The sequence below is a fragment of the Thermincola sp. GK-1 genome (assembly GCF_059412445.1).
On the sequence record NZ_JBSQAT010000002.1, the window covers coordinates 222,890 to 248,430 of the forward strand.

29 protein-coding genes are annotated in these 25,541 nt (G+C 46.7%); 27 read left to right on the forward strand and 2 right to left on the reverse strand.

The window, feature by feature from the left end; all coding sequences use genetic code 11:
• Positions 1–8: 8 nt before the first annotated feature.
• The 4 genes from aroB to ACSNJE_RS02785 all read left to right on the forward strand — a co-directional run bounded on the left by aroB (position 9) and on the right by ACSNJE_RS02785 (position 3,804).
• Positions 9–1,097, forward strand: coding sequence for a 3-dehydroquinate synthase (gene aroB / locus ACSNJE_RS02770; RefSeq protein ID WP_052216625.1), 1,089 nt, complete (start codon positions 9–11; stop codon positions 1,095–1,097).
• Positions 1,098–1,184: 87 nt separating this feature from the next.
• On the forward strand, positions 1,185–2,606 hold the full coding sequence (locus ACSNJE_RS02775) for a TldD/PmbA family protein (protein ID WP_495251945.1): 1,422 nt from the start codon (positions 1,185–1,187) through the stop codon (positions 2,604–2,606).
• Between the two features lie 123 nt (positions 2,607–2,729).
• Entirely contained in the window at positions 2,730–3,170 is a 441-nt protein-coding gene (gene rnhA / locus ACSNJE_RS02780) for a ribonuclease HI (RefSeq protein ID WP_052216823.1), read from the forward strand.
• Positions 3,171–3,267: 97 nt separating this feature from the next.
• Positions 3,268–3,804: an FmdE family protein gene (locus ACSNJE_RS02785; protein WP_052216627.1), complete on the forward strand. Its 537-nt coding sequence runs from the start codon at positions 3,268–3,270 to the stop codon at positions 3,802–3,804.
• 24 nt (positions 3,805–3,828) lie between these two features.
• Here ACSNJE_RS02785 and ACSNJE_RS02790 read toward each other — a convergent pair whose 3' ends face one another.
• On the reverse strand, positions 3,829–4,431 hold the full coding sequence (locus ACSNJE_RS02790) for a superoxide dismutase (RefSeq protein ID WP_052216628.1): 603 nt from the start codon (positions 4,429–4,431) through the stop codon (positions 3,829–3,831).
• A gap of 286 nt (positions 4,432–4,717) precedes the next feature.
• Here ACSNJE_RS02790 and ACSNJE_RS02795 point away from each other — a divergent pair, with 286 nt between their 5' ends.
• Together ACSNJE_RS02795 and ACSNJE_RS02800 are read left to right on the forward strand one after the other, a co-directional pair.
• Positions 4,718–5,554 carry a CPBP family intramembrane glutamic endopeptidase gene (locus ACSNJE_RS02795; protein WP_495251946.1) on the forward strand — a complete coding sequence of 279 codons (837 nt, stop codon included), beginning with the start codon at positions 4,718–4,720 and terminating at the stop codon, positions 5,552–5,554.
• Between the two features lie 52 nt (positions 5,555–5,606).
• On the forward strand, positions 5,607–6,383 hold the full coding sequence (locus tag ACSNJE_RS02800; protein WP_495251947.1) for a hypothetical protein: 777 nt from the start codon (positions 5,607–5,609) through the stop codon (positions 6,381–6,383).
• A gap of 163 nt (positions 6,384–6,546) precedes the next feature.
• Here the strand turns inward: ACSNJE_RS02800 and ACSNJE_RS02805 are convergent, their stop codons facing one another.
• Positions 6,547–6,690, reverse strand: coding sequence for a hypothetical protein (locus tag ACSNJE_RS02805; RefSeq protein ID WP_495251948.1), 144 nt, complete (start codon positions 6,688–6,690; stop codon positions 6,547–6,549).
• A gap of 173 nt (positions 6,691–6,863) precedes the next feature.
• Here ACSNJE_RS02805 and ACSNJE_RS02810 point away from each other — a divergent pair, with 173 nt between their 5' ends.
• The 21 genes from ACSNJE_RS02810 (at position 6,864) to ACSNJE_RS02910 (ending at position 25,533) form a co-directional block, all read left to right on the forward strand.
• Positions 6,864–8,222: a TldD/PmbA family protein gene (locus ACSNJE_RS02810; protein ID WP_495251949.1), complete on the forward strand. Its 1,359-nt coding sequence runs from the start codon at positions 6,864–6,866 to the stop codon at positions 8,220–8,222.
• 65 nt (positions 8,223–8,287) lie between these two features.
• Entirely contained in the window at positions 8,288–8,728 is a 441-nt protein-coding gene (gene aroQ / locus ACSNJE_RS02815) for a type II 3-dehydroquinate dehydratase (RefSeq protein ID WP_013120595.1), read from the forward strand.
• Between the two features lie 8 nt (positions 8,729–8,736).
• Positions 8,737–9,804, forward strand: coding sequence for a M24 family metallopeptidase (locus ACSNJE_RS02820; protein WP_461569999.1), 1,068 nt, complete (start codon positions 8,737–8,739; stop codon positions 9,802–9,804).
• A gap of 36 nt (positions 9,805–9,840) precedes the next feature.
• Positions 9,841–10,398 (forward strand): elongation factor P, encoded by a 558-nt coding sequence (gene efp / locus ACSNJE_RS02825; protein WP_013120593.1) that lies wholly within the window; start codon positions 9,841–9,843, stop codon positions 10,396–10,398.
• 130 nt (positions 10,399–10,528) lie between these two features.
• Complete coding sequence (locus tag ACSNJE_RS02830) at positions 10,529–10,978, forward strand: CD1247 N-terminal domain-containing protein (RefSeq protein ID WP_474773117.1); 450 nt, start codon at positions 10,529–10,531, stop codon at positions 10,976–10,978.
• 165 nt (positions 10,979–11,143) lie between these two features.
• Positions 11,144–13,522 (forward strand): sensor domain-containing protein, encoded by a 2,379-nt coding sequence (locus tag ACSNJE_RS02835; protein ID WP_495251950.1) that lies wholly within the window; start codon positions 11,144–11,146, stop codon positions 13,520–13,522.
• A gap of 191 nt (positions 13,523–13,713) precedes the next feature.
• Positions 13,714–14,691, forward strand: coding sequence for a stage III sporulation protein AA (spoIIIAA, locus tag ACSNJE_RS02840; RefSeq protein ID WP_052216635.1), 978 nt, complete (start codon positions 13,714–13,716; stop codon positions 14,689–14,691).
• Between the two features lie 6 nt (positions 14,692–14,697).
• Complete coding sequence (locus ACSNJE_RS02845; protein ID WP_052216636.1) at positions 14,698–15,216, forward strand: stage III sporulation protein AB; 519 nt, start codon at positions 14,698–14,700, stop codon at positions 15,214–15,216.
• Between the two features lie 32 nt (positions 15,217–15,248).
• Positions 15,249–15,446 (forward strand): stage III sporulation protein AC, encoded by a 198-nt coding sequence (spoIIIAC, locus tag ACSNJE_RS02850; protein ID WP_013120588.1) that lies wholly within the window; start codon positions 15,249–15,251, stop codon positions 15,444–15,446.
• A gap of 13 nt (positions 15,447–15,459) precedes the next feature.
• Positions 15,460–15,858, forward strand: coding sequence for a stage III sporulation protein AD (gene spoIIIAD / locus ACSNJE_RS02855; protein ID WP_461570004.1), 399 nt, complete (start codon positions 15,460–15,462; stop codon positions 15,856–15,858).
• 23 nt (positions 15,859–15,881) lie between these two features.
• Complete coding sequence (gene spoIIIAE, locus ACSNJE_RS02860; protein WP_242843535.1) at positions 15,882–17,096, forward strand: stage III sporulation protein AE; 1,215 nt, start codon at positions 15,882–15,884, stop codon at positions 17,094–17,096.
• A 27-nt stretch (positions 17,097–17,123) separates the two neighbouring features.
• Positions 17,124–17,744: a stage III sporulation protein AF gene (gene spoIIIAF, locus ACSNJE_RS02865; RefSeq protein ID WP_495251951.1), complete on the forward strand. Its 621-nt coding sequence runs from the start codon at positions 17,124–17,126 to the stop codon at positions 17,742–17,744.
• A 15-nt stretch (positions 17,745–17,759) separates the two neighbouring features.
• Positions 17,760–18,410: a stage III sporulation protein AG gene (gene spoIIIAG, locus ACSNJE_RS02870; RefSeq protein ID WP_495251952.1), complete on the forward strand. Its 651-nt coding sequence runs from the start codon at positions 17,760–17,762 to the stop codon at positions 18,408–18,410.
• A gap of 5 nt (positions 18,411–18,415) precedes the next feature.
• A complete protein-coding gene (locus ACSNJE_RS02875; RefSeq protein WP_461570006.1) occupies positions 18,416–19,039 on the forward strand; it encodes a SpoIIIAH-like family protein in 624 nt (207 codons plus the stop codon).
• Between the two features lie 213 nt (positions 19,040–19,252).
• Complete coding sequence (gene accB, locus ACSNJE_RS02880; RefSeq protein WP_495251953.1) at positions 19,253–21,160, forward strand: acetyl-CoA carboxylase biotin carboxyl carrier protein; 1,908 nt, start codon at positions 19,253–19,255, stop codon at positions 21,158–21,160.
• 70 nt (positions 21,161–21,230) lie between these two features.
• Positions 21,231–22,580: an acetyl-CoA carboxylase biotin carboxylase subunit gene (gene accC, locus ACSNJE_RS02885; protein ID WP_052216642.1), complete on the forward strand. Its 1,350-nt coding sequence runs from the start codon at positions 21,231–21,233 to the stop codon at positions 22,578–22,580.
• Positions 22,581–22,709: 129 nt separating this feature from the next.
• Positions 22,710–23,111, forward strand: a complete 402-nt coding sequence (locus ACSNJE_RS02890; RefSeq protein ID WP_474773112.1) for an Asp23/Gls24 family envelope stress response protein — start codon at positions 22,710–22,712, stop codon at positions 23,109–23,111.
• 85 nt (positions 23,112–23,196) lie between these two features.
• A complete protein-coding gene (amaP, locus tag ACSNJE_RS02895) occupies positions 23,197–23,742 on the forward strand; it encodes an alkaline shock response membrane anchor protein AmaP (protein WP_495251954.1) in 546 nt (181 codons plus the stop codon).
• Between the two features lie 12 nt (positions 23,743–23,754).
• Positions 23,755–23,973 (forward strand): DUF2273 domain-containing protein, encoded by a 219-nt coding sequence (locus ACSNJE_RS02900; RefSeq protein WP_474773111.1) that lies wholly within the window; start codon positions 23,755–23,757, stop codon positions 23,971–23,973.
• Between the two features lie 107 nt (positions 23,974–24,080).
• Positions 24,081–24,509, forward strand: a complete 429-nt coding sequence (nusB, locus tag ACSNJE_RS02905; protein ID WP_013120577.1) for a transcription antitermination factor NusB — start codon at positions 24,081–24,083, stop codon at positions 24,507–24,509.
• Positions 24,510–24,513: 4 nt separating this feature from the next.
• Positions 24,514–25,533: a tRNA (adenosine(37)-N6)-threonylcarbamoyltransferase complex transferase subunit TsaD gene (locus ACSNJE_RS02910; RefSeq protein WP_495251955.1), complete on the forward strand. Its 1,020-nt coding sequence runs from the start codon at positions 24,514–24,516 to the stop codon at positions 25,531–25,533.
• The last annotated feature ends 8 nt before the right edge of the window (positions 25,534–25,541 follow it).

Consider the following 25,541-nt stretch of genomic DNA (forward strand, 5'->3'; position numbering starts at 1 on the left):
AAGGTAACATGGAAGGGAACGAAAGTTTAGAAGAAGTACGGGTGGAGTTGGGTGAAAACAGCTACTCCATAATTATCGGCAATGATATTCTTTCCGGGCTGGGAGCCGCACTGAAAGAGCTGCCTATCGGGGAGAAAATTATGGTTGTTACCAATCCCACAGTGCAGGAGCTGTATGGTGACATTACCATACGCAGTCTGGAAAATGCCGGCTTTCAGGTCGTCATGGGTATAGTGCCTGATGGGGAACAGTATAAGTCCATGGCCAGCGCCCAGGCGCTTTACGATACGGCCTTTGCAGCCGGGTTAGACAGAAAATCAGCCGTATTGGCGTTGGGTGGCGGCGTCATCGGAGATTTGGCCGGGTTTGTAGCGGCTACCTACATGAGGGGTGTCCCCTTTGTTCAGGTGCCTACTACCCTGTTGGCCCAGGTGGACAGCAGTGTAGGGGGGAAGGTAGCAGTAAATCATCCGAAGGGTAAAAATATTATTGGTTCTTTTTATCAGCCCAAACTGGTTTATGCCGATATCAATACCCTGCGTACGCTGGATGAACGGCAGTTCAGGGCGGGAATGGCAGAGGTAATAAAATACGGCGTTATCTGGGATGCCGGATTTTTTTCTTATCTTGAGGAGAATCTGCATAAAATTAAAGGGATGCAAAATGAAACCCTGGTTAAGATAGTCAGGCGGTCATGTGAAATTAAGGCGCACGTGGTAGAACAGGATGAAAAGGAATCAGGGATCAGGGCCATTCTTAACTACGGTCACACCTTTGGCCACGCCATTGAAGCGCTGACAAATTACAGTGTTTTTGTGCACGGGGAAGCAGTGGCCATCGGTATGGTCACAGCCAACCGCCTGGCGCAGAGGATTGGCCTTTTATCTCAGGCTGACTTGGACAGAATAGGTCTTCTGATTGCAAAGACCGGGCTGCCTGTTGATTGCGGGAACATAAATAAGCAGGCCATGCTCAGGAAAATGTATTTTGATAAAAAAGTCCAGTCCGGCCGGATAAAATATATCCTGCCGGAAAAAATAGGCAGGGTTAGAATAACCGACGCTGTTGACGAGAGTGATGTGCTGGCTGTCCTATGATCAGGATGGGTTTATGAGACACGGGCAGGAATATATATGACCTGTATGGCAAAAAATAGTTAGTACTAATAATGTGGAGGTGTTTCCGTGCTTTCCAGGGATGATTTACAGGATGTACTGCGGCAGGCGATAGCCAACGGTGGGGATTTCGCCGACATTTTTATTGAACGGAAAAAGACTACCGGTATCGGCTGTGAAGATGACAAAATAGAAAGGATTAATTCCGGGATTGACGTAGGGGCCGGTATCAGGGTAATTTCAGGTGAAGCGACGGCTTACGCTTACACCAATGACATCAGCAGGGAAGGGCTGATGAAGGCCGCAAAAATCGTCAGCCACGCAGCCGGTGAAAATAAAAGGGATATTACCTTTAATCTGACAGAGGTTAAACCGGTGGTGGATTTTGAATTCCAAAAGGTGCCGGATACGGTTCCCACTGATGACAAGGTGGCGTTGGTTTTGCATGCCAATAAAACGGCCCGGGAGTACGATAAGCGCATCAAACAGGTAGCCGTGGGTGTAGGCGACGTCATGCAGCAGGTTACCATTGCCAATACTTTAGGAAACTACGTGGAAGATGAACGGGTCCGTACCCGGTTTATGATAAATACAGTCGGCGCCAGCGAAGGTGTAATTCAAACGGGTTATAATGCTGTCGGCGGTCTGGTAGGGTATGAGCTCTTTGACGAATTTAACCCCGAGGATGTAGCTCGTGAGGCAGCCGGTCGCGCCATTAAGATGTTGGAGGCCCAACCGGCTCCTGCCGGGAAGATGCCGGTGGTAATGGCCGCAGAAGCAGGGGGAACGATGGTACACGAAGCCTGCGGACATGGCTTGGAAGCCGATTTGGTGCAAAAGAGGCTTTCGGTGTATGCCAATAAGAAAGGTGAACAGGTAGCTGCCGACATCGTTACTGTAATTGATGATGCCACGATAAAAAATAAGTATGGTTCCTTCCGGTTTGACGATGAAGGGGAAAGAGGGCAGAAAACGGTTCTTATCAAGGATGGGGAACTGGTCGAATACATGTATGACCGGCTGACGGCCATGAAAGAAAAAAGGGAATCCACTGGCAACGGAAGGCGGGAATCTTACCAGGATAAACCAATTCCCCGTATGACCAATACCTATATTGCACCGGGAAAAGATAACCCGGAGAAAATCATCAAAAGTATTGAAAACGGTTTGCTGGTCAAGAAGATGGGCGGCGGTCAGGTCAACACTACCAACGGCGATTTTGTCTTTGATGTGGCCGAGGGTTACCTCATCCGTGACGGCCAGGTAGTTGCACCGGTGCGCGGCGCCACTTTGACGGGCAACGGGCCGGAAGTGCTTAAAATCGTTGATATGGTTGGTAATGACTTGGGTTATACCATCGGGACATGCGGGAAAGACGGCCAGGGCGTGCCAGTGTCTGATGCCCAGCCGACCATGCGGATCCCCGAAATCGTGGTCGGCGGTACAGGCGTATCCGACGGTCCCACAATCCGAAGGATCCGCAGAATATGAACAAGGGACAGGGCTGCTTCAGGCAGCCCTGATGACTATCTGGACACGAAAAGAATTGATTCCTTCATGGGCGAATATATGGTATAATTGGTGGAAAAGAATAACAAAAAAGGCGGGGGTATTTTGAAAAAGGTTACCATATATACCGACGGGGCATGTTCAGGGAATCCTGGCCCCGGCGGCTGGGGAGCCATACTTTTGTATGGTGAAAAAAGCAAAGAAATATCGGGCTATGAACCGTCTACGACCAACAACCGCATGGAGTTGACGGCGGCCATCAAAGCCCTCCGAGCCTTAAAGGAACCGTGTGAGGTAGACCTTTACAGCGACAGCGCATATCTGGTCAATGCCTTTCAGCAGGACTGGTTGGGCAAATGGCAACAAAAGGGATGGGTGAACAGCAAAAAAGAACCGGTAGAAAACCAGGACCTTTGGCAGGAACTCCTCAAGCTTACCAAAACCCATAAGGTAAAGTGGATAAAGGTGAAAGGACATGCCGACAATGAATTTAACAACCGGTGCGATGAATTGGCCAGGGGCGAAATAACAGCCCATCAAAATTGACATATCGGGTAATCGGTGTTATTATTTGAATATACCCTATATAGGTATATACATAATGGAAGATGCTATAATACCATTTTTTAGGGGGTGATTACTCATGTGCGTGGAAAAAACACCTTGGGAAAAAGCCGTAGAATTCCATGGACATGCCTGTCCCGGATTGGCCCTGGGGTTTCGGGCAGCGCAACTGGCTCTTCAAGAACTGGGCGTGGATAGGGATATTGATGAGGAACTTGTGGCCATTGTTGAGAACGACAGTTGTTCCATTGACGCGATTCAGTCTCTGACAGGATGTACTGTGGGGAAAGGCAATATGATCATGCGGAACAACGGTAAGCAGGTATTTACCATAGGAAAGAGGTCAGGGGGGCAGGCTGTCCGGGTGGCCTTAAAATTTGGCGTAATGCAGGGAAAAGGGGACAGGGAGGAACGAATTAAAAAACTCCTGCACGGTCCCGCCGAGGAGTTATTTGATATCAGGAAGGTTGACCTGGAACTGCCCGGAAAGGCCATCATTTTTAATACTGTCCAGTGCAGCCGGTGCGGTGAAGGTGTTATGGAACCCAAAGCCCGGCTGAGGGACGGTAAACCTGTTTGTCCGGACTGTTTTAGTGAGTATACAAGAGGGTTTTGACCTACGCATTTCCCCGCCCCCTTTTTATTCCCGCCAGGGAGTTTCAAATCTGTGATTGACAACACCCCAGTCGATATTTTTCATGAATGCGTCAATATAAGGAGCTCGTTTAGCTCCATAATCTATAAAATAAGCGTGTTCATAAACATCGATAATCAGCACAGGAGCCGAACTTTGAATTACGCCGACATTATGAGCATCCAGAAGGAAGTTATGCAATCTTTTATCCCGGAAATCATAAGCCAGCACAACCCATCCGCGGGATGAAGCGGCGGCCGCTTTAAAATCTTCCTCCCATTTTTCAATGGAGCCGAAATTATGTATAATTGCATTTCTGATTTTTCCGATCGGCGGGCCTCCATCTCCGCCCAAGTTGTTAAAATACAGTTCATGGAGGACCACTCCGTTAAGATTAAAGGTTTCTTCTACCTTTAATTCCCGAAATTCGGTATAGCGTGGGTTTTGATTTTCTCTCGACACCTGAGACAGTTTTCGCCGAATTTCGTTAGTTGTTTTAACATAACCTTTATACAAAATTTCATAATGCTCAGTTATCTGTTTTGTAGAGATGCCATCAAGTTTTAACAACTCTGGTTTTAGTGGTTTGGCTATAATTTCTTTATGCATTCAATCCGGTCTCCTTACAATGAATTTGATATATAATGAACTTTGATATTTGGGAGAGGAGCTAGGGCAACAAACCTAGCTCTTTTTGATGCCATAGTCCTCTACATGATACGTGATACTTATTGTTTTTTTGCAATGCGTCTATTTTAGGATATGAGCTAGTAATAGCAAAGGTGACATAACAAATTTTCAACTGGGGAGCAGGGTTGTAATGACAAACAATTTTCATTTATAATTGTTATATCTTGGGTTTACAAAGAGGTGAGGGGTTCTGCCGGCCGGAGGCTTGGAAAGGCATATAAAGAAAATATTGATTATTACCGGGCACCTGGTTTTCATTCGGTTTTTGGCGGAAGTCCTGACCGGTGTCCTTATTAAAGGATTGGCCGGGGTCATTCCGGAGGACTTGCAGCTTCCCGCGTACCGGTTATATTTTGCCGGTTCCCTGTTGGCGGTGGGCGTTGTTTACGGTTCTAAGCTGCTGGGATTTGAAATAGCCGGTTTTTTTGCCCACCGGGCGGCCTGGGGCAGACTTTTTTCAGGTATGTTGGCGGCCTTTGGGTCTGTAGCTGCCATCATACTGTTATCGGCTTGGTTAGGTACTTATAATATTTCCGTTGGCCGGTTAACTTTTAAACCGGGCCAGATGATGTTTTTTTTCGGCCTTTTCATACTGGTAGCCTTTGCAGAAGAATTGCTCCACCGGGGGATAATTTTTCGCTTGACAGAAAAGCACTATTCCGGGAGTACAGCCATAATATTATCAGCTTTGACTTTTTCCCTCATGCACCTTTTCAATAAAGGTATAACTCTCTTAGCATTTCTCAACATCTTTTTAGTTGGCTTATTAATGGCCGAAAAGGCAGCCGCGACAGGCAGTCTTTGGTGGCCCGCCGGTTTTCATTTTGCATGGAACGCTATGGAAGGTCTTGGCTTTTCTCTTCCGGTGAGCGGTTTGGCAGTACCCGGTATATTGAATGTGGTACCGGAGCGCAGTGTTATAAAAAGCCCCTTTTGGGGCGCCGAGTTCGGGCCGGAGGGCAGTATTGTCACCACTGCAGTGGCAGTAATTATTTTAATGTTCCGTAACATACGTAAGGGTAATAAATTCTGTTCTTTTTAAGTACATTTTTTCATAGGCTATCTAGAAGATGTGGAGATTGGGAGGGTGGGGCATGCGTTGGAAAATTGCCTTGGTGGTAGTGATCCTCGCTGTTGGTTTATATTTAATCCTTTCCCACGGCTTAACCGGAGATGAGCCTGAATTAACTGCGGGGAAAATGCCGGAAGAGATTCTGGCGGAAACTAAAAAGAAAGGGGCAGCTCTAGAAAGCTTTAAGTACCGTTCAACTGTTACCGCGGGAGAGCAGTTGACTGTTAACCTGAGAGGGACCGCGTCTCCGGCCAAGAAAGAAGAACTGCTGGAATTCAGTTGGGAGTCATCCCAGGGGTACGGGGAGTCGGCGGCTTACATAAAAGACCAACGCATTTTTGTTTACCACCCCCTGAAGAACCTTTGGTTTAGGCCGGAAGAAGAGCCAGGCCTGAAGCAGTTGGTTGGAATACTGGGTAATCAACTGAGGTTGCTGAACCCGTACCGGAGTTTGGAACGGATAAACCTAGAAAAGGCCAGGGTAACCAATACGGGGACTGAGGTAATTGATGGCCGGGAAGCTACCGTCATTGAGGTGTTTCCGGGGGCAAAAGCCAATGAGTGGTTCGAAGGGGTATTGCCTCCCCAGCTTATTGGCGCGAAAGTGGCCGATGTCAAGCAGATTTACTGGATAGGAAACAAGGATTTATACATCTATAAATATATTTTAAGGGCCAAAATCAAAATTCTTGGACTGCAGTTATTGGACTTCCAGGTGCACAGCACTCTCCGGGATTTCAACAAAGCAAAAATTACCATTCCCGACGAATTGCGGAAAAAACTCCTTGCAGATGGCTAATCTGTGCTGTACCGGTGGAACAACCGTTTCTCCGAGGCTGCGCATTTCTACAATTCGGCAGGGTGGGTGGGGTGGCCCGGCTACCAAGGAGCTTGGTGCTGCAAACCATGGCCGGGCAGCCATTGTTCCCGAACTTGATGGCTCATGTTGCATTTCTCATAGGTCAGGCTGCCTCCCGTCCGGCACGCAACCTGCGTTGAGGCCGGACTTCCCGGCGGCCTTCGCCATCTTCGGACATGCGGGAACTCCCTGCCTGCCCGGCTGTGGTTTTGCCGGCGCAGTCGCTCCTTGACGGTAGCCTTGGCACCCCACCCACCCTTCTTTGTTGCCGGTAGGCGCTGTACGTTAAAACAAACGCGGTTTTGTAACACAAGGTTCATAATTTCACTGTTGCAGTGTTAATTGTCGCCGGTCGTTAAAGGAATATTTTTACTTTTGTTGAATTATACTACCTTGAGAGTGGAAAGGAGTGCTGAATGCATGGTAAGATCAGAAAATACACAGGAATATATGGAGCTGGCCGCATATGTGGTGAAAAAGGCCCGGGAAATGGGAGCGGGCCAATCGGAAGCCTTTCTGATAAATTCCAGGGAATTGTCCGTAGATGTTCGGGAAGGGCAAGTTGAAACGATGAAACTGGCTGAAGACCGGGGGTTGGGGATACGGATTTTTAAAGAGGGCAGAATCGGATTTGCTTTTACCTCAGACCTTGATAAGCAGGCAGTCAACGACATTATTGCCCAGGCTCTGAAAAATTCGGACAAAACGACCGCAGACGATTTTAACAGTTTGCCGGAAACTGCGGGGAATTACCCGCAACTGGATTTATTTGACCCGACAATTCATCAGGTCCCCGTCGAGGATAAAATAGCCCTGGCCAAGCACATTGAGGAAATAGCCAAGAATTATGACCGCCGTATTACTAACACGGAAAGGGCCGCTTATTTTGATGTCGAATATGCTGTAACCCTGGCCAATTCCCTGGGTATAGCGGAGACATATAAGGGTTCTTACTGCGGGGCTTATATGGATGTTGTGGCTGAAGAAAACGGCGATAGCCAGACCGGTTTCGGACTGCAGTTTGTCTTGAAATACCGGGATTTAGACCCTAAGGCCATCGGGGAAGAAGCAGCAGAAAAAGCCATTCATAAACTGGGGGCAAAAACTGTTCCCACCCAAAAAGCTTATGTGGTTTTTGACCCTTATGTGGCCACTAATTTTCTCGGCGTCCTGGCTCCTGCCCTTTCTGCGGAGGCGGTTCAAAAAGGCAAGTCCATCTTCGCCGGAAAAGTAGGGCAGCAGGTTGCTGCATCTGCGATCAGTCTGATTGACAACGGCGCCATGCCCGGGCAAACGGGGTCAGCGCCTTTTGACGGGGAAGGAGTGCCTACATCGGAGACGGTTTTAGTGCAGGACGGCCAACTGCAGGGCTTTTTACACAATGCTTATACAGCGCGTAAAGATAAAACGCAACCTACCGGAAATGGTATCCGGGGTTCTTTTAAAAGTATGCCGGAAGTAGGGACTACTAACTTTTATATAAAACCGGGCCAGGTATCCAGGGAAGATGTGATTAGCCAAGTTGATAAAGGCCTGTATGTGACGGAAGTCATGGGCATGCATACGGCAAATCCCATATCCGGTGATTTTTCTGTAGGAGCGGCAGGTATCTGGATAGAAAACGGCAAATTTGCTTACCCGGTGAGGGGTGTGGCTATTGCCGGAAACTTGCTGGATCTTTTGAGAAATGTAGTAGCCGTGGCTGATGACCTGCGTTTTTTTGGCGGAAAGGGAGCTCCTACCATCTGTATCGGAGGAATTACCATAAGCGGCCATTAAAAATACTACTCAAATAAAATAATTTATGGTAAAATTTTTTAGTGGAATATTTAAGGGGTGAGCCGATGGCGAGGATCAAAGTTATTCACGGGCCAAATCTTAACCTGCTGGGCAAGCGCGAACCCGATATTTATGGTACAGTCAGCCTGGACCGGATAAACGCCAGACTGGAGGAAATAGCTGCCGAATTGGGCTTAAAACTGGAAATTGTCCAATTCAATGCGGAAGGTCAGATTATTGATGCTATCCAGGAAGCGGCTGTTTCCTGTCAGGGCATTCTCATTAATCCGGCAGCATATACCCACTACAGTATTGCTATCAGAGACGCCATCGCTGCTTCGGCCATTCCGACTGTTGAAGTACATCTATCAAATATCTATGCCCGCGAAGAGTTTCGACATGTTTCTGTTACAGCATCTGTTTGCGCCGGTCAGATTTCGGGTTTTGGTCCGAGAAGTTATGAATTGGGATTGCGGGCGTTGGCAGATATAATAAAAGATAAATAGGAGAGATTATGAACCAGAGGCTACTAAAAGTTCAGAAAAAAATTGCTGAATTAGAATTAGATGCTTTATTGGTTACAGGAGTGGAAAACAGGCGTTATCTCAGCGGCTTTACCGGTACAAGCGCAATTTTGCTCATTTCGCCGGCCAAAGCATTCCTGATAACTGATTTTCGTTACCTCGAACAGGCTGAAAAACAGGCTCCGGATTTTAGAGTGGTTTCGTCCACGGGCTTACCTGACGAAGCGTTGGCGGACCTGGTTGACCACGAAGGGTACAGAACTCTTGGGTTTGAGGCGGATCACCTTACATATCAGCAGTTTAAAAATTACGGAGAAAAAATGCCCGGGGTAACTTTAAAACCACTGCGTACAGTAATTGAAAAATTTCGAGAGGTCAAGGATGACCAGGAAATACAACTGCTTCGGAAAGCGGTGGCCATTGCTGACAAGGCCTTTACGCACATTCTTGATTTCCTGCGGCCGGGAATTACCGAAAAGGAAATTGCCAACGAACTCGAATACTATATGAAAACTTGCGGCGCAGAAAAATCAGCCTTCGACCTGATTATTGCTTCCGGCTCGCGGTCAGCGTTACCCCACGGCGTGGCCTCAGGCAAAAAGCTGGCAGTAGGAGATTTTGTCGTATTAGACTTTGGTTGTGTTTACCAGGGGTATCACTCCGATATGACCAGAACAGTTGTACTTGGAAAAGCCAGTCCGGAGCAGAAAAAGATATACAATATCGTTCTGGAAGCCCAAAAAAGGGCAACGGCAGCTATAGCTCCGGGAAAGGTATGTTCTGAAATCGATGCGGTGGCCAGGGACCTGATTGCCAAAGAAGGTTATGGTTCAAATTTCGGGCACGGTTTAGGACACAGCATAGGTTTGGCTATTCATGAAAAACCCGCTCTGGCTCCCAGAGACCAAAGCACGCTCAGGCCAGGGATGACGGTAACGGTTGAACCCGGCATATATATCCGTGACTGGGGTGGGGTGCGTATTGAAGATATAGTTGTCGTGACCGGTCAATCCGTGGAGGTCCTGACCCAATCTACTAAGAAACTCTTAGAACTTTAACAAATAATCATAACCTAAAAAGGAGGATGCAGAAGGATGATTTCTACAAACGACTTTCGGACAGGCTTAACTATCGAAATAGACGGAGACGTCTATTCCGTAGTGGAATTTCAGCACGTTAAGCCCGGGAAAGGAGCTGCTTTCGTAAGGACTAAACTTAAGAATGTCAGGACTGGGGCAGTTGTGGAAAAAACGTTTAACGCCGGTGAGAAAATACCAAGGGCCAGGGTTGAACGCAGGGAGATGCAGTACTTATACAGCGATGGCGATTCCTATAACTTTATGGATACCCAGAATTATGAGCAGATAGCCCTTACTAAAGAACAATTAGGGGATGCCATTAAATATTTAAAAGAAAATATGAATATTCACGTGGTTTTGTGGCAGGGCAATCCTATAGGCGTAGAATTGCCGAATTTTGTTGAGTTAGAAGTAGTTGAGACTGCGCCTGGCATTAAAGGTGATACTGCTTCCGGAGGCTCCAAACCGGCAACTCTGGAAACTGGTGCCGTTGTACAAGTTCCTTTCTTTGTAGAAGTAGGGGATGTTTTACAGATTGATACCAGGACGGGCGCTTATCTCAAGAGGGTATAGTAAAGATAATAGAGGTGAATCATTCCAGTAAATTACGCCTTAATTATTTTAATTATTGACTATCAGGTTTAAAATCCCCCTTTTCAAGTTATAATAATACTGATTTAAGGACTTAAAAGGGGGTTATTTTGTGACAAACCTGAAGAAAAGAGTAGCATACCTGCAGGGCTTGGCCGAAGGCATGGATATCGATGACGGGTCCAAAGAAGGCAGAATTCTGGCAGGGATTATCGATGTCCTGGGCGAAATGGCCGAGCAGATTGAAGATATTGAAGCAGCTCAGTCGGACCTTGAGGATTACGTAGAAAGCATAGATGAAGACCTATATAATCTTGAGGGCGATGTGCACGGAGCCGATATTGAGGAGTATATGGAAGTAGAATGCCCTAACTGCGGACAGATTGTGTGTTTCGACGCCGGTATTGTTGACGATGAAGACCTTATTGAGGTAACGTGTCCAAACTGTGATGAAGTTGTTTATGTCAATGATGAAGAAATTCTTGACGATACCGAAGACGTTGTTTTGGAAGCGGGGAATGATAACCGCATGGTTTCCTCTAAAGATACGGAGGACATTTAGTTAACTACATTGTGGCGAGAAACGGTCAGGATAACCTGGTCGTTTTTTTATGTCATTCCAAAATCAGGCAGGATTATCCATGAGTTATGTTGAAAAACGTACCGATGGCATCAGTTCAAAAAGTTTGCAGATCAGCATACAAATAACGACGGCGGGAGGAGACTTATGGAGAATAGCTTGTCGAAGTCAAATTTTGCCAAGAAACGTAAAATTCCGATAAAAATCGCCATAATATACATGTTGATTGGCAGTCTGTGGATATTGTTTTCTGACAAGATTTTAAATAACCTGTTTTTCGATGTATCAAAAATCAGTTTTTTCCAGACATTCAAAGGATTATTTTTTATTGGGGCAACGGGCTTTCTGTTGTACCTGCTGATGAGGCGGTACGTATCGGCCCTTGCACAATCGGAAATGGAACTTTATGTCCGGGAGGAACTTTTTCGCACCGTTCAGGAAACTTCCCATGAAGGGTTTATGATTTTCACCAGTATTCGTAATGAACAGGGGAAAATTATTGATTTTGAGGTTGCCTATTGCAATTCGGAAGCGGCCCGGATAATGGGTTTCAGGGTAGAGAATATAATCGGTCATTCGCTGCTTAAAGCTATTCCTGTTTTTAAAGAAAAAGGCTTGTTCGAGGTTTTTGTCAATATTGTCGAAACAGGCGTTTCCAAGCATTTCGAACATTCATTCCGGTTGAATGGGTGTAATTTATGGTTCAGGAACACAGCCGTTAAAGCCGGTGATGGTTTTGCTGTCTGTTTCAGCGACATTACCGATTCGAAAAAGGCTTTGGAGGAACTCCGGCAGGAAAGGGATTTTTCCCAAAGTCTGGTGGACAATGCCCGGACCATCATTATGCTTTGGGCTATGGATGGGACAATTACCTTGTTTAATAAGTACGCCGAGGAACTGACAGGGTATACGGCTGCTGAGGTAATTGGAAAAAAATGGTGGGAAATATTTACGCCTAAAGAGATTAAGCCGGCAATACCCGAACTACTGGAACGTTTCCAACAGGGCGAAGTGATTGAAACAGGTGAACACCCGTGGATTGCCAAGGACGGAGGACGAATAGAGATTCTCTGGACCCATACGCTGTCATATGATGCTGAAGGTAAGCCTTTGGTTATAATTTCTATGGGTATTGATATCACTGACAGGAAGCGGGCGGAAGAAATAATTAATCATATGGCATATCACGATCCCTTGACTGACCTGCCTAACCGGGCGCTGTTTAATGACCGCCTGAAGCTGGCCCTGGCCCATGCCAAACGAAACAAGCAGCTTTTGGCAGTGATGTTCATAGATTTAGACCGGTTTAAACTAATAAATGATACATTGGGCCATGCCATGGGTGACCGGGTATTAAAGGATGTGGCCCAGCGGCTCACCGAGTGCCTGCGGGAAGGTGATACGGTGGCCCGCATCGGTGGAGACGAGTTCATATTAATTTTCCCACAAATAGCCAAAGAGCAGGATGTGGCCAAAATAGCCTTAAAGATTATTGAAACCATGAAAAGGCCCTTTAAGGTTGAAATGCAGGAATTCCATTTGACAACCAGTATAGGAGTGGCCATTTATCCCCATGATGGGCAGGATGCCGAGACGCTGGTGAAAAACGCCGATTCAGCTTTGTATCTGGCCAAGGAACAGGGTAATACATACCAGCTTTATACGCCGTCCATGAATGACAAAGCTTACGAAAGGCTGAATACGGAGCAGGCTCTCTGCAAAGCCCTGGAGAACGATGAATTTGAGGTGCATTACCAGCCCCAGGTGAATATTATTACAGGTCAAATTACGGGGATGGAAGCCCTGGTTCGTTGGAAACACCCAGAAAAGGGGTTGGTTTACCCGGGTGATTTTATTCAGATCGCCGAAGAAACCGGGCTGATAATTCCAATCGGTGAGTGGGTTTTGCGCACTGCCTGCCTGCAGAGCAAAGCCTGGCAGGATGCCGGATATTCGCCTGTTACCGTTGTGGTCAATCTTTCGGCGCGGCAGTTTCTCCAGCAAAACCTGGTAGAAACTATAACCAGAATACTGCAGGAAACGGGAATGGACCCGAAGTGGTTGGAATTGGAAATTACTGAGGGAGTGATTATGAAGGATGTTGATTATACGGTCAAGGTATTGCAGGAATTGGCTAAAATGGGGATCAGGATTACCATTGACGATTTTGGCACAGGTTATTCTTCGCTAAACTATCTAAAACGTTTTCCGATAAATACGTTGAAAATTGATCGCTCTTTCATTCAGGGTGTAGTTTCTGATATTCAAGATGCGGCTATAGTCAGTACTATTATTGTGCTGGCCCGGAACCTTAACCTGAAGGTAGTTGCCGAGGGAGTGGAAACGGAAGAACAATACCTGTTTCTCCGGGGCAAGCAGTGTTACGACATGCAGGGGTACTGGTTCAGCCGGCCCGTACCTGCAGAGGAATTTGAAGATCTGTTAAAACGCCAGCCTTTTAGCCGGGTAGTTACCATGGCCGAGGTGGCAGCCACGGAAGAAACTAATCCTTTAGCAAAAACTTGAACCGGCGCCCGTTTAAATACGGTTAACTAACTTTATTGGCAAATACAGAGTGCAAGAGTTAACAGACTGTACCAGGCTGTTAAAAGACCGCCGCGAGGCTTTATGCTTCGCCGGCGGTCTTTTTTCGCCATATTTTTTATTCATAAATGCCGGGGCTCGGCAATATTTATATACGGAAAGGGGGACAAAGTATGGCAAGACAGACGGTGCTTTACCAGGAAATAATGGAAATGGTCCCTGGCAATTTGAGGGCTATTTTGGCCCGTGTGCCCAATGAATTGATGAGGCGAGCTGAAGAAATCCGCCTACGCCAAAACCGCCCGCTGATTATCGGGCATGACGGTGGCGATTTGTTTCTTACACCGGAAGGAGAACCTACCGTTGATATTACGCAAAGTTATACTGTGACCGGTGAAGATCTGAAGAAAACTGCCAATTTGCTGAGCAATTCTTCCATATACGCAGTGGAAGAAGAAGTAAGGAACGGGTTTATTACTGTTCCCGGCGGGCACCGTGTGGGGTTGGCCGGCAGGGTTATTATTGATAACGGAAAGGTTAAAACCATTAAATACATAACCAGCCTGAATATCCGGATAGCCCGGGAAGTCATCGGCGCATCCGATAACATCATGCCATATCTTATTGACCCCATTCGAAAAGAGTTTCAGCATACCTTGATAATTTCTCCCCCTAGGTGCGGCAAAACTACGTTGCTGAGAGATATTGTCCGCCAATTGAGCAATGGAGTACCTTCTTTGGGGTTTCATGGGGTACCCGTCGGCGTGGTGGATGAAAGATCCGAGATTGCCGGATGCTTCAGGGGTGTCCCTCAGAAGGATGTCGGCATCAGGACCGATGTCCTGGACGGATGCCCAAAGGCAGAGGGAATGATTATGCTTATTCGTTCTATGGCGCCCAAAGTGGTAGCTACCGATGAAATTGGCCGAAAAGAAGACATTTTTGCCCTGGAAGAAGTATTGAATGCCGGTGTTAAGATCCTGACCACAGTGCATGGCGCCAACCTGAGCGAATTGGTCCAGAGGCCTGCTCTGAAATACCTGGTAGAACAGGGCATTTTTGAACGCTATATTGTTTTGAACCGGGAAAAGGGAGTGGGCACGGTGGAAGATATTCTGGACGGTAAAACCCGGCAGTCTTTGAAGAGGTGAAGGGAAATGTTGAAACTGATTGGCGCATTTTTGGCCGTAGCAGCCTGTGGCGGGATAGGACTGACTGTAGCCCAGCATTATATTCAGCGGCCCAAGCAACTGCGGGCCATGCTATCGGCCCTGCAAATGCTGGAGACGGAAATAGTTTATGGCGCTACGCCGCTACCTGACGCAATGGAAAACGTCGGTCGCAACTGTGATGAAAAAATAGGCCGGATTTTTCTGGCGGCCCGTGATTTTCTTTGCTCAGCCGAAGGCTTGACAGCCGGTGAAGCCTGGCATCTGGCGGTAGAAAAATATGGTTACGATTTAGCCTTTATCAGAGAGGACCTGAGTGTTCTAAAGAGAATCAGTGGCTTTTTGGGTTGTTCTGACCGGGATGATCAGAGCAAGCACCTACAGTTAACCAGAGAACAACTCAGGTATGAAATAGCCAAGGCTGAGGCAGTTGCACAGAGCAACGGGAAAGTATGGAAATCGCTGGGGTTTTTGTTTGGCCTGGTTTTGGTTCTGATGGTTTATTAAGATGACCTGGGTTTTGAGAAAGGAGAGATTTGATGGATATCGATCTGATTTTTCAACTGGCCGGAATCAGTATTGTTATTACTGTTATTTATACAGTTCTGAAACAGGCCGGTAGGGATGAGTATGCCTTTGCAACCTTACTCTTGGGGATAGTAATCGTGCTGGCCATGGTTATCCCCAGGATAGCCAACTTGTTTGACACGGTAAAGGACGTTTTTAATCTTTATTAAGGAGTGCTGGGAATTGGGTATCTTGGAATATGCAATGAAGGTTGTGGGCTTAGGCATCGTGGCAACGGTAATCATTGTGGTCATTAAACAGCAAAGGCCAGAATTTGCCGTTCAATTGAGCCTTCTGGTGGGCATAATGTTTTTCACCTTTATTATCGGTAAGGTCAATACGGTGGTAGTGGTATTTAACCAACTGGCCCAGCGGGCCAATATCAATATGTATTACATGGGTACTGTGCTAAAGATTATTGGAATAGCTTATGTTTCCGAGTTTGGAGCGCAAATATGCCGGGATGCCGGCGAGGGAGCCATTGCTTCCAAGATAGAGTTTGTAGCCAAGGTTTTGATTATGGTTATGGCCATTCCAATAATTATTGCTGTTTTTGATACCTTGATGAAAATAATTCCCTAACGGCGGAAACGGTGGGTGATGTAGTGGCTGGAAGATATAAAAAAGGTTGGGCAGTAATAATTTTACTGGCATTAGCCTTGTTTTCAGGCTTTCTTACGGGCCGTGCCTATGCTGTTGAACCCGCTGAAGAAGACATCAGAAGCGCCAATGCCGAAAAAGTAGAACAGGAACTTGATGCCCTTGATTTGCGGGAGATGGAAAAATACCTGGACGAAATCAACAGGGAAATAGCAGATTATGTTCCCCAACTTGAATTGCGCTCCTTAATCGGCAAAATAGCCAGAGGTGAATTTAAGTTTGGTTTTACCGACATATTAACGGGGCTTTTGAAGTTTTTGTTTCATGAAATCATAGCCAATTCCAAACTGTTAGGTGAACTCCTGGTTTTAACGGTGATATGCGCCGTTTTACAGAATATCGAGTCGGCTTTTGAACAAGGAACGGTGGGCAAAGTTGCCTGGACAGTTTGTTACCTGACTTTGTTTATTTTGGCGCTAAAGTCCTTCGGTATCGCCCTTGGTATCGGCAGAGAAGCAATAAGCGACATGGTTTCTTTCATGCAGGCTACGTTGCCTGTTTTAATCACCTTGTTAACGGCTATGGGTAACCTGACTTCGGCGGCGCTTTTTCATCCCCTGACCGTTACTGTTCTCAGCAGTATTAGCACGTTGATTAAAAATATTGTTTTTCCCCTAATTTTTTTCTCGGCGGTATTAGGTTTGACAAGCAATATCTCCGAAAGATTTCAGGTATCAAAAATGTCCGGTTTGATGAAACAATGGAGTATGGCATTAATGGGACTTTTTTTTACCGTATTTTTAGGGTTTCTCAGTGTGCAGGGCATAGCAGGTTCAGTGGCTGACGGTGTTGCCCTGCGAACTGCCAAATTCGCCACCGGGGCCTTTGTGCCGGTTTTGGGCAAAATGTTTGCTGATGCCCTTGATGCAGTGGTAGGCACCTCTTTGCTGCTTAAAAATGTCGTCGGCCTGGTAGGGATTATCGCCATTTTTTTCATCTGTATATTTCCGGCCTTAAAGATTCTGTCTATTATGCTCATTTTCAGGGTGGCGGCGGCGATTAGCCAGCCTATCAGCGATACTAAACTGGTAGAGTCGTTAAACACAATGGGAAACAGCCTGGGACTTGTTTTCGCAGCAGTATCTTCCGTAGGAATTATGTTTTTTTTCGTCATCGCCATTGTCCTTGGGACCGGAAATGTAAGTCTGATGATGAGATAAAATCCTGCGGGGAAGGTAGCTTGGGTTATGGATATATTAAAAGAGATTGTGCAAAATGTATTAATTATTGTTTTGTTAAATGTTTTACTGGAAATGGTTATCCCCAATTCCAACCTGGGCAGGTATATTAAATTGGTGATGGGCCTGTTTATAATTGTGGCCGTTTTAAATCCTATCCTTGGTTTCCTGAACAGGGATTTTTCCATTTTAACTGTTTCACCGGCTGAATACAGGGGTGAAGATCTCAATAGTCTGCTCAGGAAGGGTAAATCTCTGGACAGTGAAATGAAACGGGCTGCATTAAAGGACTATGCCCAAAAAATCTCTCAGCAAGTTTCCGCTTTGGCACGGTTAGATGGGAGCGCGGCGGTTCAAAAGGTGGTGGTTGATATAGAGGATAACCCTGAGGCAGCCAATTTCGGCCAATTGAAAGAAATTGTTGTCTACTTGGGAAAAAATCCTCAAGCGGGCGGCAACAGCTCAGGCAGTGTGGGTGTAAAACCGGTAGAAATCAACGTAAGCGGCGCCCAGGAAAAAAGTAAGACCGGTGAGACCCAAAATAAGGACGTAATAAAACTGCAGGGTGTATTAGCTGATTTTTACGGAATTAACCCGGATAACATAAAGATTGTTTTTTCCGGGAAATGAGCAGGGGGGGTAATTTTGGGAAACAAATTTTTTGACCAACTGATTTCTTTTTTTGGCAGAAATGAGCGAAAGGACGGGGCAGACAAAAAAATAAACAAATTCAATTTATTTACCATTATTGGCGCTTTTGGCCTTATGCTTATAGTACTTGCCAATAATTTCGGACAGCAAAAACCGCAGGTGAAAATTACGGCGGATTCCGGAAGCGGTAGTTCCGGCCAACGGGCAGAACAGCATATTTCTTCGGGAACCGATATTACAGATGCAGAAAATGCCATCAGTGAGAAGCTCGCAGAAATCCTTTCCCAGATAGACGGCGCAGGCGAAGTAAAAGCCACGGTTAACCTGGCTTCTACCATGGAATATGAATATGCTGTTAATACTTCCACCAGTAACAAAACCACCCAGGAGACCGATCAAAAGGGCGGCAACCGCACAGTGACAGAACTGAATGAAGACGGTCAATTGGTATTGATCAGGGAAGGTGAGGGGAACAAGGAAATCCCCGTGGTGAAAAAAGAGATCAAGCCTCAGGTACAGGGCGTAGTAGTTGTGGCTGAAGGCGCCAACGACCCTGAAATCAAAGCCCGGTTGCTGGATGCGGTACAGGTTTTCCTCAACGTCTCGCCACACCGGGTGGTAGTTTTACCAAAAGAGAGTAGGTGATGTGCATGAAATCGGTATATTTTTCCAAAAAACTCATTTGGCGGCTGACTTTTACCGTAGTTGCCCTGGTTGTTGTGGTGGGACTAATCGGTTTGAGCGCTTCTTTTAACGCCGGCGGGTCAGCGGAGATACATAAGGCTTTACCTTTTAATGACAACCTGAAGGTTGCCGTCGGGCAGGCAGTCAGGGGACAGGGAGGAGAGGAGACTCCTGGAGCTGCCGACGGGCAGGGATGGAATGCAACCGGGTACAACCGGAAGGAAACTGTCAAAAGCCAGTTTTTTATCGAGTACAGGATGCAGAGAGACAGGGCCCGTGGACAGCAGATAGATTTGCTCAGGGAGATAGTGAACAACGCCAATTCCACAGAAGACGTACGCAAAGAGGCCCAGCGCAGGTTACTGCAGATATCCCAGTTGCTGGAAAAAGAAATGGAGATAGAAAACATGATCAGGGCCAAAGGTTTTAAGGATGCCGTAGTATTTTTACAGGACAAATCAGCCACCGTTATAGTGCAGACCACGAAGCTTGCACCTGAAGAAGAAGATAAAATCAAGGGAATAGTAAACCGCATCGCCAACATAGAGGAAAGCGCTGTTTCTATAAGCACAGTACCGGTGAAACAATAAGTTGCGACTTCACGGAAGGCCTATATATTATATTGTATACTTGCTTCTAATCTATTGAAATAAGGTTAAACACCTAATATAATTAATAAAAGTAAGGGTATGCCTCGTAAACCGGATGTATTGTTTCTCAGGTTGTCCTTGACTGCCTGAGATTTTGTATTGTTTTTTGGTTTCACTTGTGAAGGACAGAACTTTACGGTGGGAGGAGATAGCATGTGCCATAAAGTGGAGATTACGGATACGACGCTGCGTGACGCTCACCAAAGCTTATGGGCCACCAGGATGCGAACTGAGGATATGCTCCCCATTGCTGAGAAGCTGGATGAGGTTGGATACCATTCTTTAGAGGTATGGGGCGGAGCGACTTTTGATGTATGCCTCCGGTACTTGAACGAAGACCCTTGGGAGCGCCTGCGGACTTTGAAGAAATATTTCAAAAAGACTAAGCTGCAGATGCTCCTGCGGGGGCAGTCGCTGGTCGGTTACCAGCATTACCCCGATGACGTAGTGGAAGCTTTTTGTTATAAGGCTGTGGAAAACGGTATTGACATTATCAGGATTTTTGATGCTTTAAACGACACCCGCAACCTGGAAGTGCCTATCAGAATGGCCAAAAAAGCCGGGGCCCATGTACAGACGGCGATTTCCTATACTGTCAGTCCTGTACATACCTTGGAACATTACCTGCAAACGGCGCTGGCTTTCAAGCAAATGGGCGCTGATTCCATTTGCATAAAAGATATGGCCGGACTTTTATCACCCTACAAAGCTTATGAATTGGTTAAAATGATTAAGGAAAAGGTTGATATCCTTGTCCAATTGCACTGCCATTACATTGGAGGTATGGCTGTCGGAGCCTATCTGAAGGGTGTTGAAGCCGGGGCCGACGTGATTGATACGGCATCGGTACCTTTGGCTTTTGGCGCCTCTCAACCGCCTGTGGAAACGGTAGTAAGGGCTCTCCAGGAATCTCCCTATGATACAAGTCTCGATATCCATCTTTTGTTTGAAGTGGCCAAGTATTTCGAAGATTTAAGGAAACGGCACGGTTTTGAACGGGGTGTTACCAGAATTACGGACATGCGTGTCTTTGATCACCAGGTACCCGGCGGCATGATTTCCAACCTGGTGTCCCAACTGGAAGAACAAAAGGCATTGCATAAGATTCACGAAGTGCTTGAAGAAATCCCCCGGGTTCGGGAAGACCTTGGTTACCCGCCTCTGGTCACTCCTACCAGCCAGATTGTCGGTACCCAGGCAGTGTTAAACGTATTAACAGGAGAAAGATACAAGTTGGTGCCGGGTGAAGTGAAAGCGTACGTACGAGGGGAATATGGCAATCCTCCTGTACCTATTAAAGAAGAAATAGTTGAGAAAATACTTGGTGAGGGCAAAACCAATATGATTAAGTGCCGCCCTGCTGATTTATTGGAACCCAGAATGGATAAACTAAGGAAAGAAGTGGAAGGCATTGCCCGGTCAGAAGAGGATGTCCTGTCATATGCCTTGTTCCCACAGGTGGCGCTGAAGTTTTTTGAATGGCGTAAGAATCACGAAAATGATGCCGATGATGATATCCCGGATGAGGTAATAGAAGAAGCCGTTGCGGAACAAACAGGTATACAACAAGTATCATCATCCAATGTATCGAAGGGGGTTGAAGAAGTGAATCTCAATGAAATTAAGGAATTAATCAAACTGCTTGGGGAGACCGATATTACCGAACTGCACCTGGAAAGCGCCGGGGTTAAGGTAGCCATCAAAAAGGGTAGCACCGGACAGTTAGGCGCGCCGGTTTTCGAAGCTACAGGCGACCTGCAGGCGGAGAAAGCTGAAAAAGCGCCCAAACCGGTAATTGAAAAGTCCAGGGATACCAGCAACCTTATTCCGATTACGGCTCCCATGGTTGGGACTTTCTACCGCCGCCCGGCGCCTGACGCGGAGCCTTTTGTGGAAGTAGGTCAAATGGTATCCGAAGGACAGCCCGTTTGTATAATTGAGGCAATGAAACTGATGAATGAAATAGAATCGGAAGTAGCGGGCAAAATTGTCGAGGTTCTGGTTGAAGACGGACAGCCGGTGGAGTACGGACAGACTTTGTTCCTTGTTGAAAAAGCATAAATAGCGCCGGTGACCGGTGGTCAGTGGCCGGCGGTGATATTACTTGAAGCTACAACGGTGGAGGTGTGTAATGTTTAAAAAAGTTCTGATTGCCAACAGGGGAGAAATCGCCGTTCGGATTATCAGGGCATGCAAAGAAATGGACATCAGGACTGTTGCTGTATATTCGGAAGCAGACCGGGATTCTTTACATGTCCGTTTGGCAGACGAAGCTTTTTGTATAGGTCCTGCTCCCTCAGGTAAGAGTTATCTGAACAAAGCTAATATCATAGCGGCGGCAGAAGTATCCGGAGCCGATGCCATCCATCCCGGCTACGGGTTTTTGGCTGAGAACGCCGAATTTGCGGAAATATGCGAAAGCTGCGGTATAAAGTTTATCGGGCCGTCTATTTCCGCTTTGGAAAATATGGGCGCAAAAGCAGTAGCGCGGGAAACCATGATCAAGGCCGGGGTACCTGTTGTTCCCGGTACTGAAGGAGTTATCACTGATAAAGAAGAAGCGGTCAGAATTGCCCAGGAAATCGGTTACCCGGTTATTATTAAAGCTTCAGCAGGCGGTGGCGGCAAAGGCATGCGCATTGCCCAGAGCAAAAATGACCTGATCAAAGCCATTCAAACGGCCCAGGCAGAAGCCGAGGCAGCTTTCGGCAATGCTGAAGTTTACATCGAGAAATATGTGGAAGAACCGAGACATATTGAGTTTCAGATTCTGGCTGACAATTACGGCAATACAGTTTACCTGGGTGAGCGTGACTGCTCTATCCAGAGAAGAAACCAGAAATTGCTGGAAGAAGCTCCTTCTTCGGCCCTGACCCCTGAACTGAGGAAAAAAATGGGTGAAACGGCTGTGCGCGCGGCAAAAGCAGTAAATTACAGCAATGCCGGTACTGTGGAGTTTCTCCTGGATAAAGATAATAATTTTTATTTTATTGAAATGAATACCCGGATTCAGGTAGAACACCCTGTCACTGAATTGGTCACGGGAATTGACCTGATTAAAGAACAGATCAGGATTGCTGCCGGTGAAGAATTGGGCTATACGCAGGATGATGTGAAAATCAACGGGTGGGCTATCGAATGCCGGATAAATGCCGAAGACCCGGCCAAAAATTTTATGCCTTCGCCCGGGAAGGTGATAAAGTACGTCCCGCCGGGTGGCATGGGAGTACGGGTAGACAGCGCCGTATACGAAGGCTATACCATTCCGCCTTTCTACGATTCGATGGTAGCCAAGCTAATTGTGTGGGGACGCAACAGGGAAGAGGCTATTCAGAGAATGCGCCGGTCCCTGCAGGAATTTGAAATAGAAGGGGTAAAAACCACGATTCCTTTCCATTTGGTGGTTGTGGATAATGCTTTCTTCCAGAGGGGGGACTTTTATACCAATTTTATTCAGCGCCGCGTCTTGCAGGAAGATTAGAATTGGCGGCAGAAGGTTTGACTAGCGCGCATGACAAGAATAGATGCGCGCTTTTCTTGAATAGAAGTTTACAATTTGGTATAATATGTTTATAGTTGGTGTAAGCAATTCGACCGGGAGGTGTCGGTTATGGAAAAGAAAGAGCTCATTGAAAGGCACGAAACAGAACTGGGTGTAATCCGCATTGCGGATGAAGTAGTAGCGATTATTGCCGGCCTGGCTGCGACGGAAATTCCAGGGGTAGCGGGCATGAGTGGAGGCTTAGCCGGTGGAATTGCTGAGATGTTGGGACGGAAAAATCTGTCCAGGGGCGTTAAAGTAGAAGTAGGTGAAAAAGAAACGGCTATCGACATGTTTGTAATTGTGGAATTTGGTGTGCGAATTCCCGATGTTGCTCATCAAATACAGGAAAACGTCAAACGGGCCATTGAAAGCATGACCGGACTGAAAGTCGTGGAAGTAAACATAAATATCCAGGGAGTGGTTTTTCCCACACCTGAACCCAAGGAAGAAGAACATAGAGTAAAGTAGTTTTTTCCCCCTGAACACTCAGGGGGTTCAAATTATTTGGTAATGTAAATTTATGTATTTGAAGAACCCGAATGGAGTGTTGCTCGTGAATTTTTTTGACCGTTTGTTATTGGGATTGTACAGTCTAAGCATGGTTATCCTGTTTGTAGTGGTCGGCTTAGTGGCTGCTGGATGGACAACTCCTCTCGACCTTTTGGAATTTGCCCTCTTTAAGCAGGACCAAAGAATTGCGGTAGGACTGGTCGCTATAGTATTTATTCTTATCAGTTTAAAGTTTTTGATTAAAAGTTGTGGCACAAAAAATGAGGTAATGCATGCCCTGATCAAAGAATCGGCTATGGGACAGGTACGTATTACGGTGCAGGCCCTGGAAAACATTGTCAAAAAATCCGTGCTGCAGGTGCGGGGTATCCGTGAAGTTCAGCCCAGGATTATTTCCCGCCCGGAGGGGATAGGGGTATTTATTCATGTTATTGTTGCGCCTGATTTGGCTATTCCACAGGTATCCGATGAAATTCAGGAAAAAGTCAAAGAGAACCTTGAACGTATTGCCGGGGTTAATGTACATGCCGTTAAGGTATTGGTGGAAAATATTGCTACTGACATGAAGGTCAGGGATAGGGTCAATTAGGGGGAATGAATAATGCGAGACAGGTCTTGGCAGGATTTTCTGGGAATGCATTTAGGAAAAATACTGGGTGTAACCCTGGGCCTTCTATTAGGCTGGATGGTTATTGAATACGGCTTGTTGAAAACCTTGTTTGTTATAATATTAATTGTACTGGGTTATTTTATCGGCAAAAAGGTCGATGAAGACGAGGATATATTGATGGCTGTCAGAAGGTTTTTCAGAGGTTATTAGCAGCCGGCCCCTGCCATTTAGGCGGGGGTGTTTTGGTTTGCCGGGTAACAGAAATTTTTTGACCTTGTAAGGTTATACTACTTATAGTTACAGACAGGAGGTTATCAATGAGCAGGAGAAAAGCCAGGGAAGCGGCCTTACAGGTTCTCTTCCAGATAGAAATGGCCGGAGTGGAAGAAGAAAAGGCTTATGAATACATTTTTTCGGAATTCAACATAGGTGAAAATGCCCAAAAGTTCTGCCGGGAACTGGTCCAGGGCACGTTAAGAAACCGCGCGTATATTGATGACATCATCAGAGAAGTTTCTAATGAATGGGATTTGTACCGAATGGCTAATGTGGACAGGAATATTATTCGCATGGCCCTTTATGAAATGCTTTTTCGGGAAGATGTGCCGAAGAATGTGGCCATAAACGAGGCCATTGAGCTGGGTAAGGATTTTAGCACGGCTGATTCAGGCAAGTTTATAAACGGCATTTTGGGCTATGTGGCCAAAAATATGGAGCAGTTCAAAAGGACCGAACCAGGAGTGTAGCCATATGGGGTTGGTTTTGGGCATTGATACAAGTTGTTACACCACTTCTCTTGCTCTGTTGGACACAGGCGGAGGATTGGTGGCGGACCAGAGGAAGCTGCTTGATGTTCCTGCCGGTGCGCGGGGTCTGCAGCAGAGCAACGCCGTATTTCAGCATATTCAAAACATCAAAAACCTCTTTGATAATCTTTGGGAAATACCAGGCAGAAGAAAGCTGATACTAGGGGTTGCGGCCAGCGTCAGGCCACGCCCGGTGGAAGGCTCTTATATGCCCGTATTTACTGTGGCGGAAAGTTACGGCCGGACTATAGCCGGGTTGCTGGGCGTGCCTTTTATCCCTACCAGCCACCAGGAAGGGCATATTATGGCGGGGTTGTGGTCGATAGGCATATTTCCGGCCAGGGAATTTTTAGCGGTACATTTATCAGGAGGAACTACGGAAGTCCTGCGGGTCACCCAACAAGGGGAATCAGCGGATATGATGTTTGACATCCGCCTGCTCGGGGGAACAAAAGATTTAAATGCCGGCCAGTTCATTGACCGGATAGGGGTGGCTTTGGGTTTACCTTTCCCGGCGGGCCCGGAACTGGAAAAATTGGCCCGTAGGGCTGCCGGCGCCATACCTATTCCCTCATCGGTACACGGATTGGAAATAAGTTTCTCCGGTCCGGAGACAATGGCGCAGCGCTTAATCAGCAGCGGGGCAGATGCAACTGAAGTTGCCCGCGGTGTAGAACAGTGTATAGCAAATTCTCTGGAAAAGGTCCTGCGCAGGGCTATAGAACAGACAGGTGTGATAGACATTCTCCTGGTAGGCGGAGTGACCGCCAATTACTATATCAGATCCCGGTTGCGGGAGCGCTTGGAGCACCGGGCAGTAGGAGCCAGGCTTTTCTTTGCCGAACCGTCCATGAGTTCCGATAATGCCGTTGGCGTGGCGGCAATTGGGTTGCGTAAGCTAAAAGCAAGCCCCGGTGGGGAAAATGGGTCCTACCCGACCCGGATTAAAGATAAAATTACATAAGGGGATTT

Bases quoted from the DNA above. Each gene is read 5' to 3' on its own strand.
- aroB (WP_052216625.1), top strand. From the start codon at position 9: ATGGAAGGGAACGAAAGTTTAGAAGAAGTACGGGTGGAGTTGGGTGAA.
- ACSNJE_RS02785 (WP_052216627.1), top strand. From the start codon at position 3,268: ATGTGCGTGGAAAAAACACCTTGGGAAAAAGCCGTAGAATTCCATGGA.
- ACSNJE_RS02790 (WP_052216628.1), bottom strand. From the start codon at position 4,431: ATGCATAAAGAAATTATAGCCAAACCACTAAAACCAGAGTTGTTAAAA.
- ACSNJE_RS02800 (WP_495251947.1), top strand. From the start codon at position 5,607: ATGCGTTGGAAAATTGCCTTGGTGGTAGTGATCCTCGCTGTTGGTTTA.
- ACSNJE_RS02810 (WP_495251949.1), top strand. From the start codon at position 6,864: ATGGTAAGATCAGAAAATACACAGGAATATATGGAGCTGGCCGCATAT.
- aroQ (WP_013120595.1), top strand. From the start codon at position 8,288: ATGGCGAGGATCAAAGTTATTCACGGGCCAAATCTTAACCTGCTGGGC.
- ACSNJE_RS02820 (WP_461569999.1), top strand. From the start codon at position 8,737: ATGAACCAGAGGCTACTAAAAGTTCAGAAAAAAATTGCTGAATTAGAA.
- efp (WP_013120593.1), top strand. From the start codon at position 9,841: ATGATTTCTACAAACGACTTTCGGACAGGCTTAACTATCGAAATAGAC.
- ACSNJE_RS02835 (WP_495251950.1), top strand. From the start codon at position 11,144: ATGGAGAATAGCTTGTCGAAGTCAAATTTTGCCAAGAAACGTAAAATT.
- spoIIIAA (WP_052216635.1), top strand. From the start codon at position 13,714: ATGGCAAGACAGACGGTGCTTTACCAGGAAATAATGGAAATGGTCCCT.
- ACSNJE_RS02845 (WP_052216636.1), top strand. From the start codon at position 14,698: ATGTTGAAACTGATTGGCGCATTTTTGGCCGTAGCAGCCTGTGGCGGG.
- spoIIIAC (WP_013120588.1), top strand. From the start codon at position 15,249: ATGGATATCGATCTGATTTTTCAACTGGCCGGAATCAGTATTGTTATT.
- spoIIIAF (WP_495251951.1), top strand. From the start codon at position 17,124: ATGGATATATTAAAAGAGATTGTGCAAAATGTATTAATTATTGTTTTG.
- ACSNJE_RS02875 (WP_461570006.1), top strand. From the start codon at position 18,416: ATGAAATCGGTATATTTTTCCAAAAAACTCATTTGGCGGCTGACTTTT.
- accB (WP_495251953.1), top strand. From the start codon at position 19,253: ATGTGCCATAAAGTGGAGATTACGGATACGACGCTGCGTGACGCTCAC.
- accC (WP_052216642.1), top strand. From the start codon at position 21,231: ATGTTTAAAAAAGTTCTGATTGCCAACAGGGGAGAAATCGCCGTTCGG.
- ACSNJE_RS02890 (WP_474773112.1), top strand. From the start codon at position 22,710: ATGGAAAAGAAAGAGCTCATTGAAAGGCACGAAACAGAACTGGGTGTA.
- ACSNJE_RS02900 (WP_474773111.1), top strand. From the start codon at position 23,755: ATGCGAGACAGGTCTTGGCAGGATTTTCTGGGAATGCATTTAGGAAAA.
- nusB (WP_013120577.1), top strand. From the start codon at position 24,081: ATGAGCAGGAGAAAAGCCAGGGAAGCGGCCTTACAGGTTCTCTTCCAG.
- ACSNJE_RS02910 (WP_495251955.1), top strand. From the start codon at position 24,514: ATGGGGTTGGTTTTGGGCATTGATACAAGTTGTTACACCACTTCTCTT.